Raw genomic sequence first — 11,273 nt, 5'->3', positions numbered from 1 at the left:
CCCCCCCCCCCCCCCCCCCCCCCCCCCCCCCCCCCCCCCCCCCCCCCCCCCCCCCCCCCCCCCCCCCCCCCCCCCCCCCCCCCCCCCCCCCCCCCCCCCCCGGCCGGTGGTCCTGCGGAGGGGTCAGGACGTCGGCGGCTCGTCCTCGCCCGACTCCTCGGCCGCGTCGGCCTCCTCCTTGGTCTTGTGCACCGCGCCGTCGGCGTGCTCGGGCGGGCCGTAGACCGTGTAGAGCACCAGCGGGTTCTCGCCGGTGTTCAGGAAGTTGTGCTTCGTGCCGGCGGGGACGACGACCAGGTCGCCCTGCGCGACGTTCTTCTCGTCGCCCGAGATGACGGCCTTACCGATGCCGCTGACGAAAGTGAGGATCTGGTCGATGTCCTCGTGCGTCTCCTCGCCGATCTCCCCACCCGGCGGGATGGTCATGATGACCAGCTGGGTGTTCTTGCCGGTCCACAGGACCCGGCGGAAGTCGGGGCTCTTCTCGGCCTCGGTCGCGATCGTGTAATGGATGACGGACGCCACGGGCGGCGCTCCTCTCGTCTCGGGGACGGACGGCTGCGGTCGGCCGCCCGCGGAGGCCGCCGACCGACGACGTGGTCCTCCTGCCCTGTCCGGCCCGCGAGTAGTCGTCCCGTCCCGGCGGTGTGGATCACGCCCGCGGGGCCGGCACCACGCCGTCGGCGGTCATCGCCGGCACCGCGCGGGCGCGGTGCAGCCGGGTCAGCCCCACCCCCACGAGCAGCAGGGCGGTCAGCAGGGCCGTGGAGATCAGGGAGAGCAGCGTCAACCGGCCGGCGGCGGCGAGGGCCGAGACCACGACCGTCTCGAGGACGGCGGCGGACCACACCGCGACGCCGGCGAGCCGGTCGGCCGCGGCGATCCCGGAGAACAGCAGCAGCTGGGCGAGCGCCAGCAGCGTGCCCAGCGCCGCGAAGAGCCATGTGGCGCTCCCGAGCTCGTCGCCGTACGCCGCACCCCCGATCAGCGGGAGGGCAGCTCCGCCCAGGGCGGCGGTGCCGGCCGTCAGCAGCGCGCCGACGGCCGCCACGGCGGCCAGCGCCGAAGGCAGCACCGCGTGCCGGCCGGCGGCGTCGCCCAGCCGGGGGAGCAGGACCACGCCGACGCCCTGCGGCAGCCAGAACGCGACCTTGGCGATGATCGAGGCGACGGCGTACTCACCCGTCGTCGCGCCGGGCAGGTGGTGGCGGGCCAGCAGCACGTCGAGGTTGAGCAGCACCACCAGGCCGAGCAACGCGCCGGCCGCCCGCAGCGACGCGGCGAGGGGCCGGCCCAGGCCGCGCACCAGCCCCGGTCGGCCCGCGGCCACCCAGCCGCCGAGCGCGGCGAGGGCCGCCCCGGCGGTCATGCCGGCGAGCGCGCCCGACGAGCTGCCGCCGATGAGCAACCCGGCGAGCCCACCGCTCAGCTTGCCCGCGCCGAAGGCCACCGTCAGGACGGCCAGCCGGCGGAACCGCCCCGCGCCCTGCAGCAGCCCCTGGTACCCCACGACCATGGTCTGCGGGAGGAGCAGCAGCGCCAGCCACACCGCGGCGCCGGCGGTGGGGAGGTGCAGGAGGGCCACCAGCAGGGGTGCGAGCGCCAGCGCTCCGGCGCTGACGCCCAGGCCCACGGCCAGGGCGGTGCTGTGCAACCGGCCGGTCGTCCGCGGGTCGCCCGCGCGTCCGCCGAGGACCAGCGCGGCGGTGGTCTGGACCCCGGTGCCCGGCACCGCGCCGACGAGCACGACGCCGAGCAGCGCGGCGAGCTCCCCGTAGGCGGCGGGGGCGAGCAGCCGGGCGGCGAGCACGGTGAACACGTAGGCGAGCGCGTTGGCGCCCAGGAATGCCACGGTCACCAGGGCCGCCGAGCCGAGCGCACGGGGTGACCGCGCCGCCGGGCCGACGTCCCGCCGGCGATTGCTCGATCCCAGTGCGCTCACCCCCATACTCTGCGCTCGTCCGCCGGGAGCCCGGCGTGCCGGCTGTCGGGACGGAGGTGCGAGCGCACGTGGACCAGCGATGGGCCCGGCCCGACGCATCGCCGTGGCCCGCGCGGGTGCTCGCGCTGGCCGTGGCCCTGCTCGTGACCGGTCCGGCGCTCGCCCCCGGCTTCGTCCTCCTCCGTGACATGGTGTTCGTACCGAGGCAGGATCTCGACCTGGACGCCCTGGGCCTCGGTGGTTCCCTGCCGCGCGCCGTGCCGGTGGACGCCGTCATGGGTCTGCTGACGGCCATCGTGCCCGGGGACGCGGTGCAGAAGGCGGTCCTCCTGGGCACGGTCTTCGCCGCCGTCCTCGGCGCCGCGCGGCTGGTTCCGCCGGGTGCCGACGGCCGGCGCGGAGTCGCGGCCGCCGTCGCGGGGCTGGTGTACGGGTGGAGCCCCTACCTCGCCGAGCGGCTGCTCATGGGGCACTGGGCGCTGCTGCTCGCCTACGCCGCGCTGCCCTGGATCGCCCGGGCGTCGCTGCGGGTGCGCGAGCGCCTGCCGGGCGCCCTGCCCCGACTGCTGCTGGTCTGCGTGCCGGCGGCGCTCACCCCGACGGGCGCCCTGCTGGCCGCCGGCCTCGTGCTCGTGCTGGTCGGTCGCGAGCGGCTGCTCGTGGCCGGGAGCGGGGTCCTGGTGCTCTCCTTGCCGTGGATCGTGGCCGGCGCGCTGCACCCCGCGGGCGGCGCCTCCGATCCCGCGGGCGTGGGCGCCTTCGCCGCGCGCCCGGAGGGCTGGGGCGGAACGCTGCTGTCGGTGCTCGGGACCGGCGGCATCTGGAACGCCGGCGCGGTCCCCGGCAGCCGCACCTCGGTGCTCGTCCCGCTGCTCACCCTGGTGCTGCTGGCCGTGGCCGCGGTCGGCTGGACCACCCGGGAGGCGCTGACCGGGCCCGCGCGCCGGCTGCTGCTGCTCGCCGCAGCCGGCGTGGTGCTGGCCTGTGCCGGCGCCGTCCCCGGCCTCGCCGACCTGCTCGAGTGGGTGGTGCGGACGGTGCCGGGCGCCGGGCTGCTGCGGGACGGGCAGAAGTGGGCGGCGTGGTGGGGGCTGGCCCTGGCCGTCGGTACCGGGCTCGGCGCCCGCCGCCTCGCCGCGGCGGTCACGGCGTGGAGCGGTTCGCCGGGCCTGGGCGGGGTCGCCGTCGCGGCCGTGCTGGCGCTCCCGCTGGTCGCCCTGCCGGACCTGGCCTGGGGCGCCGGGGGCCGGCTGCAGCCGGTCAGCTACCCGGCCGACTGGGAACGGGTCCGCGAGCGGTTGTCGGCCGAGGACGCCACCGGCGACGTCCTCGTGCTGCCCTTCGGCAGCTACCGGGCGTTCGAGTGGAACGCGGGCCGGCCGCTGCTGGATCCGGCGCCTCGCTGGCTGCCTCGCCCGACCGTCACCGATGACGAGCTCGTGGTCGGTGGCCGGGCGGTGGCGGGGGAGGACCAGCGGGCGCGCGCGGTGGCCGCGGCCGTCGACGACCCGCGGGCGCTCGCCGACCTCGGCATCGGTTGGGTGCTCGTCGAACGGGGCACCCCCGGCCGCCCCGTGCCCGCCGCCGCGATCGGGTTGCCGCTGGTGGTGGACGGTCCCGATCTCCGGCTGCACCGGGTGCCCGGCGCCCGGCCGGCGCCCGAGCCGTCCTCCGTCCGGGTGACGGCGGTGGTGGCCGCTCACGCGGTGGCGCTCGGGGTCTGCGTGGGCTCGCTGTTGTGGATCTTCGCCGGGACATCTAGCGTGACGGGCCGTCGTCGACTCCTGCGGAAGCGAGCCCCCCGATGAAGACCCTCATCGCCGTCGTGATCGCCCTCGGTGGCGGGGCCGGTCTCGCCGTCGCCGCCGTTGCCGGTGTCTCCGCCGCGGTCGACCCCGACAACTCCCTCGAGCAGGCCGGCCAGCAGGTCGACGTCCTCGACTACGGCGTGCGCTGACCGCCTGACAGCGACAGCCGCCGACAGCACGTCGGCGAAGCCCTTCACGCTCGCGTCCCAGCTGTACCCCGCTGCGTGTCGGGCGGCGGCCTCGCCCATCCGGCGGCGGGTCGCCTCGCCCGCGAGCAGTCGCTCCACGGCCTCGACCATCTCGTCGAGGTCGTCGACGAGCACCCCCGTCCGACCGTCGACCACCGACTCCCGCAGGCCACCGGCCGACCGGTACCCCACCGTCGGCACCCGGTGCGCCCCGGCCTCGGTCACCACCAGGCCCCAGCCCTCCTTGACCGACGGGCACAGGTGCACCCAGGCCCGGGCCAGCTCCTCGTGCTTGACCTGCTCGTCGAGGTAGCCGTGGAAGTCCACGAGCTCGCGGACACCGAGCCGCTCCGCCGCGGCCCGCAGCTCGTCGCCCCACCATCCCTCACCGATGACGGACAGCCGCAGGTCCGGCCACCGCGGACGCAGCCTGGCCACCACCTCGAGGGCGTGCTCCACCCGCTTGTGCGGGACGAGGCGGCACAGCACCACCAGCCTGGGCGTGGGGGAGGGCCGGGACGTCACCGGCGGCGGCTCCTCGACACCGTTGGGCACGACGGCGATCCGGTCGGCCGCCACGCCCAGCCCGACGAGCTCGGCGGCCGTGGCCCGGGAGACGGCGATGTACGGGGACCGGCGGTACACCGCCGGGGCCACCCGGGACTCCAGCCACCAGCCGAGCGCACCGCCGAACCGCCCGAACACGATGGGCCACTGCTCGCGGTGCACGTGGTGCACGAGGTTGAGCACCGGGGCCCGGGTCACCAGCGTGCTGGCGAACGGCAGGCCGTTCTGCACGTCGACCACCAGTCGGGGCCGGTGCCGCCGGACGAACGCGAGGGCGTGGGGGTACACCGAGAACCGCCCGCCGCGGCGCACCACCCGGACGCCGTTGAGCGTCTCCTCGGCCGGGGCCCGCTCGTGGGCCGCGCAGAACAGCGTGACGCGCAGGCCCGTGGCCGCGAGCCCCTCCGCCATGCGGTGGACGTACCGTTCGGAGCCCCCGCCCTCGGGGTGGCTCAGGTCCCGCCAGTTGACGAAGAGGACGTCGATCGCCGTTGATCGCATGGGCACCGCGGGAGAGTACCCGCCGGTACCAGGCTTTCGGCCAGTCCCTTCACCGAGAGGATGGGGTGCTACAGGAATGGCGCGCACCGCCACGTTCGCCCGGTCGGTCACACTTTTCCGGGCATTTCTCCGGGAGCAGTCCGACCCGGACCTGTTCTACGGAACGCTGGCCCGGGACTCCGTGCGGCAGCTCGCGGAGCACGTCGACCTGCGGGGGAGGGCCGTGCTCGACGTCGGCGGCGGCCCGGGGTACTTCGCCCGGGAGTTCCGGGCGGCCGGGGCCCGTTACACGGGGCTGGAGCCCGACGCCGGCGAGCTCGTCGCCCGGGGGGAGCCGGAGCCCGGCACGGTCCGCGGGAGCGGCGAGGCGCTGCCGATCCGCACCGGCAGCGTGGACGTCTGCTACTCGTCGAACGTGCTGGAGCACGTCGCGCACCCGTGGACCATGACGGCCGAGATGGTCCGCGTGACGAGGCCCGGGGGAACGATCTTCCTCTCCTTCACCCCCTGGTGGTCCCCGCACGGCGGCCACGAGACCGGGCCCTGGCACTACCTGGGCGGGCACCGGGCGCGACGCCGGTACCGGCGCCGCGAGGGCCGGGAGCCGAAGAACCGGTTCGGCGAGTCGCTGTTCCCGGTGTCCGTGGGGGCCGCACTGCGGTGGGCGCGGCGCTGCCCGGACGTCGACGTCGTCACGACCTACCCGCGGTACCACCCGTGGTGGGCGCGCTGGGTCGTGGCGGTGCCACTGCTGCGGGAGGTCGTCTGCTGGAACCTCGTCGTGGTGATGCGCCGCCGGTGAGCCATGCCGCCGCGCAGCGGTTCCCGGAACCGCGCAAGTGCGATCCGCCGCCCCCCGGTACCCGGGGTTACCGGCGTCCGAGTCGCCCGATCGGGTGAGGAGACGGCGGGCCTGGTACGACGCGGTATCCGCTCGGCTGTCGGCGTGGTACCGCCTCGTATCGGCTGGTCTTTGCCTTTTGGCTACCCACCAGTAGTGTTGCCGCGCCGCGATGCCAGTGGAGCTGTCGCGCCGATGCAGAGGAGCCAACCGCATGCGAGGACGCGTCATCGGGCTGATCTTGCTGGGTGCGGGGGCGTTCCTGATCGCCGCGGCGCTCTCCGTGCGACTGATCCTGGCGCCCACCATGGTGAAGCTGCCGCTGGACCAGACGGCGGAGCCCACCGCCTCCGGTAGCGGCGTGAGCTTCTTCGACCTGGGCGAGATGCGGCAGCTGCGGGGTCTGGAGGCGGAGGTCCAGCAGCGCGTGCAGGGCGATCCGGACTCCGCGGATGCCGGCGACGACGTCGCCGTCTGGAGCTTCGGGTCGACGGTGAGCGGTACCGACGGGACGCTGCTCAACGCCTCCACCTACCGGGTCTGCCTGGACCGCACCGAGGCCGTGGCCGTCGACTGCGACTCCGACCACGTCGACGACGACCGCAGCAAGGACGTCGAAGGGCTCACCCTTACGTTCCCCTTCGGCACCGAGCAGCGCGACTACGAGTTGTTCAACCCCACCACGGGCAAGGCGTTCCCCGCCCGCTTCGAGGGCGTCGAGGAGCTGGAGGGGCTTGAGGTCTACAAGTTCGTCACGACCGTGCCCGAGACCGTGATCCGGGAGGCCGAGGTCCCCGGCGCGCTCGTGGGTGACCCCGACGCGGGCACCGTCGAGGCCGAGGTGGTCTACAGCAACGAGCGGACCGTCTGGGTCGAGCCGACCAGCGGCGTCGTCGTGACGGCGTCCGAGTCGCCGAACACGGTGCTGCGCGGGCCCGACGGCACCACCGGCGTGACGATGCTGGCCGGCACCTTCAGCGGCACGGAGGAGACCATCGCCGACGGGGTGCAGCGCGCCGAGGACAACCGCAGCCAGATCACCCTCATCCAGCAGACCGTTCCCCTGGTCCTCGGAGGGGTGGGTCTCGTCCTGCTCGTCGGCGGGGCCGTCCTCGTGGCCCGGGACCGGCGCACCGGCCGGCCGGCGCACGTCGACGGCGGTCCGCGGGCGGCCACCGGCCACTGACCGGCCGGGGAGGGGGTGCCCCCTCCGGAGGTGCACCCATGGCCACGACCCTCGCGCGCGAGCCCGCCGGATCCCGTCCGGCGGGCTCCGCGCGTTCCCCGGTGCCCGTGCCGCCGGCCGTCCGCAGCGGTGGCAGCAGCCTCGTGTGGCGCGTCCGGCTGGCCGCCGTGTGCGCTGCCCTGACCGCGCTCGCGCTGACGCAGTCGTCCGGCCGCCTGGTCCCCGACACCAAGGTCGACCTCTACGTCGACCCCGCGGGCTTCCTGTCCCGGGCGCTGCAGCTGTGGGAGCCCGAAGGGTTCGCGGGCCAGGTGCAGAACCAGGCCTACGGCTACCTGTTCCCCATGGGGCCGTTCTTCGTCCTCGGCCAGGGCGCCGGCATCCCCCTGTGGTTCGTCCAGCGGCTCTGGTGGGCGGTGCTCCTGTGCACCGCGTTCCTGGGCGTGGTGTTCCTGGCCCGCCGGCTGGGGATCGGCACGCCGGCCACCGCGCTGCTGGCCGGGCTGGCCTATGCGCTCGCGCCCCGGATGGTCTCCCTCGTGGGCTCGGTCAGCATCGAGGTGCTCCCGATGGCGCTCGCGCCGTGGGTGCTGCTGCCCCTCGTCGGGGCCGCCGGGCACGGCTCGGCACGCCGCGCGGCAGCGCTCTCGGGCCTCGCGGTGTTCTGCGTCGGTGGGGTGAACGCGGTGGCCACCGCTGCCGTCCTGCCGCTGCCGGTGCTCTACCTCCTCACCCGCCAGCCGGGCCCCTTCCGCCGGCGGCTGGCGGCCTGGTGGGTGGCCGCCGTGGCGCTCGCGTCCAGCTGGTGGGCCGTCCCCCTGCTGCTCCTGGGTCGGTACAGCCCGCCGTTCCTCGACTACATCGAGACGGCCGCGACCACCACGGCCCCGACGGATCTGACGACGATCCTGCGCGGGGCCTCCCACTGGGTCCCCTACCTCGCCACGCCCACCGGTCCCTACTGGCCGGCGGGCTGGGCGCTGGCGCGGGACGCGCTACCCGTCGCCGCCACGGTGGTCCTGGCCGCCGCCGGGCTGTTCGCGCTGACCCGCAGGGGCCTGCCGGAGCAGACCTGGCTGGTGCTCGGGCTGCTCGCCGGGGTCGCCCTCGTCTCGCTCGGTCATCTCGCGGCCGTCGACGGGCTGCTCGCCGGCCGGCTGCACGATGCCCTGGACGGCGTGCTGGCCCCGCTCCGCAACGTGCACAAGTTCGAACCCGTCCTCCGGTTGCCGCTGGTCCTCGGACTGGCCCACCTGCTCGCCGTGCTGCTCCGTCGGGCGCGCGAGCACCGGACGGCCCGGTCCGGGCGCCCGGCCTGGTGGGGGCGGGCCGGCCGCGAAGGGGCGCGCGCCGCCCTCGCGCTGCTCGCCCTGGCGCTCCTCGCCACCACCTCGCCCGCGCTGGCCGACCGAATCCCCGCGCAGGGGGCCTTCGTGGCGATCCCCTCCTACTGGCAGGAGACCGCCGACTACCTCGCGGACGCGCAGCCCAGCGGGCGGGCACTGCTGGTGCCGGGGTCGTCGTTCGCCACCTACGCGTGGGGGTCCACCGGCGACGAGCCCCTGCAGGCCCTGGCGGAGTCCCCCTGGGAGGTGCGCAGCGCGATCCCGCTGACCCCGCCCGCGCACATCCGCCTCCTCGACGCGGTGGAGGAGCGGCTGGCCCGCGGCGCGGGGTCCGCGGGGCTGACCCGGTTCCTCGCCCGCGCCGGCATCTCGCACCTGGTGCTGCGCAACGACCTCGACGCCGGCCCGGCCGGTGCCACCCGTCCTGCGCTCGTGCGCCAGGCGCTGCGCGACTCCCCGGGCATCGAGCTGGTCGCCGAGTTCGGACCGGACCATCCCGCGGAGATGCCGGTCGCGGGCACGCGCTTCGACGCCGGACTCCAGGAGCCCAGCCCGGCGGTGCAGATCTTCACCGTGAGCGACCCGGCGCCGACGGCCTGGACCGCGCCGCTGTCCGACGCGGTCACCGTGCACGGCGGTCCGGATGCGGTGCTGGCGCTGGAGGAGCAGGAGCTGATCGAGGGCCGGCCGGCGGTGCTCGCGGGCGCCGACGTCGCGGGGGCAACCGGCGCGACCATGGTCAGTGACGCACTGGTCCGGCGGGAACGCACCTTCGGTCGGCTGACCGGCGCCGAGTCGTCGGGGCTCTCCCCGGACGATCCGCTCCGGCTGGCCGGCGTGGCGACCGACTACCCGGTGGCGGGGCCGGCCCTCAGCACCGTCCGGTACAGCGGGGGTACACCGAGCGCGGGGAGCTCCGCCTCGGACCCCGGCACCAGCGGCGGCGCCCGACCCGACGCCTCGCCGTGGGCGGCGGTGGACGGCGATCCGCGGACGGCGTGGCGCCCTGCCGACGACGCGACGGAGCCGGGGGCCCTGTGGTGGCGGCTGGAGACCGATGCGGAGTTCCTCGCCGGCACCGTCACCGTCACGCTGGATCCGTCGGCCGCGGAGCTGCCGCACCGGATCCGGCTCACCACCGACGCCGGCGCCTTCGACGTGGCAGTGCAGGACACCGACCAGCCGCAGCAGCTGCCCCTGCCACCGGGGCGCACGACCTCGCTGACCATCGCTCCCTCCGGGGGAGCGGCCGGGGTCCTCGCGCTGGCCGAAGTCGAGCTGCCCGGCGTCGCGGTGAGCCGCACCGTCGTCACGCCGGAACCGGCCGGGCAGGTCGACGTGTACGCGTTCGACACCTCCGGTCCGGGCCGCGCCGGCTGCCTCGTGGCCGCGGACGGCCCCCGCTGCGCGGCCGCGCTGCCCACCGGGGCGGAGGAGCCGCAGGGGCTGGACCGGGCCTTCACCGTGACCCGGCCGGCCGCCTACGAGCTGTCCGTGACGGCGGTGCCGCGGCCGGGCCCTGCGCTCGACGCGCTCCTCGCCCGGATCCGGGGGACCGACGTGGCGGTGACGGCGAGCAGCAGCGCCGTCGAGGATCCCCGAGGCAGCGCCGCGGCCGCCGTGGACGGCGATCCGGGCACCGCGTGGCTCGCCGATCGCGCTGACGGGACCCCCTCGCTCGAGCTCCGGTGGAGCGAACCCCGCACGGTCGACTCGGTGCGGATCGTCACGCGTGCCGGTCTGGCGGCTGCGGTCCCGACCGCGGTGACGATCGAGGCCGGCGGCGGCCTGCCCGCGCTCCTCGCCCTCGACGACGACGGCAGCGTCCGGTTCGCCCCGATCACCACCGACCGGCTGCTGGTCGGCCTCCGGCGGCCGCTCGAACTGTCGTCGTTCGACCCCTACAGCCGCACGACCGAGCGGCTCGGCATCGGCGTCAGCGAACTGCAGGTGGGCGAGCCGAATCCTGCGCCGGAACTCGAGGCGCCGGTCGTGGTCCCGTGCGCGGAGGGGCCCGTGGTCACCGTGGACGGGACGACGTTCCGCACCTCCGCCCGCACCACCGTCGGCGCGCTCGCCTCGTTGCAGCCGCTGCAGCTCTCGGTCTGCGGGGACGAGGGGACCGTGAGCCTCGCCGGCGGCGAGCACCGGCTGGTCGCTCCCGGCACCGACCTGCTGACCGTCGACACGGCGACGCTGACGAGGTCCGGCGCCCCCGCGGACGGGATCGACCGGCGGCCGGCCGATGTCGTCCGTTGGGACGCCGAGCACCGCCGGGTCGAGGTCGGCGCCCGTGGCGAGAGCACGCTCCTCGTGGTGCCGGAGAACACCAACCCGGGCTGGAGCGCGACCCTCGACGGGCGGCCCCTGGAGAAGGTGGCGGTGGACGGGTGGCAGCAGGGGTACGTGCTGCCACCGGGCCCGGCCGGGACGGTCGCCCTCGATTTCGGTCCCGGTTCCGCCTACCGGACGGCGCTCGGGGTCGGGGCGGGTGCCGTGCTCCTGCTCGGTGCGCTCGCGGCTCTGCCCGCGCGCCCCCGCAGGGCCCGCCCCGAGCGCGGCGGGAGCCGGGCTGCGGCAGCCGTGCTCGTGCTCGCGGCGGTGGCGGGCATCGCGCTGGTCGGTGGGCCGGTGGGGATCGGTGCGCTGGCGGTCGCCTACGTCGCCGGTCGCTGCGCCGGACGGCACCGCCACCTGGTCCTCGGCGGGGCGGCCGCCGGCGCGCTGGCCCTGTCGGGTGCGCTCCTGCTGCTCGCCCCCGGCAGCACGTCGACGGTGCGCCAGGTGTGCGCGCTGGTCGCCGTTGCCGCCGTCGTCGCCGGGGTGCTGCCCGGCCCGCCGCGGTGGATCCGTACGGCGCCGGTCGGCGGCCGCCACCGGGAGGGGTGAGCCCA

The 11,273-nt window shown here is 76.2% G+C and carries 7 protein-coding genes; 4 read left to right on the top strand and 3 right to left on the bottom strand.

Going from position 1 to position 11,273, the window contains the following annotated elements; all coding sequences use genetic code 11:
- Positions 1–123: 123 nt before the first annotated feature.
- Complete coding sequence (locus tag ACI8AG_RS18465; protein WP_456598171.1) at positions 124–525, bottom strand: cupin domain-containing protein; 402 nt, start codon at positions 523–525, stop codon at positions 124–126.
- Positions 526–652: 127 nt separating this feature from the next.
- Entirely contained in the window at positions 653–1,942 is a 1,290-nt protein-coding gene (locus ACI8AG_RS18460; RefSeq protein WP_456598170.1) for a hypothetical protein, read from the bottom strand.
- Positions 1,943–2,010: 68 nt separating this feature from the next.
- Here ACI8AG_RS18460 and ACI8AG_RS18455 point away from each other — a divergent pair, with 68 nt between their 5' ends.
- On the top strand, positions 2,011–3,750 hold the full coding sequence (locus ACI8AG_RS18455; RefSeq protein ID WP_456598169.1) for a hypothetical protein: 1,740 nt from the start codon (positions 2,011–2,013) through the stop codon (positions 3,748–3,750).
- Here ACI8AG_RS18455 and ACI8AG_RS18450 read toward each other — a convergent pair.
- Positions 3,642–5,006 carry a glycosyltransferase family 4 protein gene (locus ACI8AG_RS18450; RefSeq protein WP_456598172.1) on the bottom strand — a complete coding sequence of 455 codons (1,365 nt, stop codon included), beginning with the start codon at positions 5,004–5,006 and terminating at the stop codon, positions 3,642–3,644. The two genes, ACI8AG_RS18455 and ACI8AG_RS18450, sit on opposite strands and share 109 nt — an antisense overlap.
- A 76-nt stretch (positions 5,007–5,082) precedes the next feature.
- Here ACI8AG_RS18450 and ACI8AG_RS18445 point away from each other — a divergent pair, with 76 nt between their 5' ends.
- The 3 genes from ACI8AG_RS18445 to ACI8AG_RS18435 all read left to right on the top strand — a co-directional run bounded on the left by ACI8AG_RS18445 (position 5,083) and on the right by ACI8AG_RS18435 (position 11,268).
- Positions 5,083–5,808, top strand: a complete 726-nt coding sequence (locus ACI8AG_RS18445; protein WP_456598168.1) for a class I SAM-dependent methyltransferase — start codon at positions 5,083–5,085, stop codon at positions 5,806–5,808.
- Between the two features lie 253 nt (positions 5,809–6,061).
- Positions 6,062–7,033, top strand: a complete 972-nt coding sequence (locus tag ACI8AG_RS18440) for a DUF3068 domain-containing protein (RefSeq protein WP_456598167.1) — start codon at positions 6,062–6,064, stop codon at positions 7,031–7,033.
- A gap of 38 nt (positions 7,034–7,071) precedes the next feature.
- On the top strand, positions 7,072–11,268 hold the full coding sequence (locus ACI8AG_RS18435) for an alpha-(1->3)-arabinofuranosyltransferase domain-containing protein (protein ID WP_456598166.1): 4,197 nt from the start codon (positions 7,072–7,074) through the stop codon (positions 11,266–11,268).
- The last annotated feature ends 5 nt before the right edge of the window (positions 11,269–11,273 follow it).

It is taken from the genome of Blastococcus sp. SYSU DS0552 (assembly GCF_054050815.1).
This window is presented reverse-complemented; position numbering and strand designations above follow the sequence as displayed.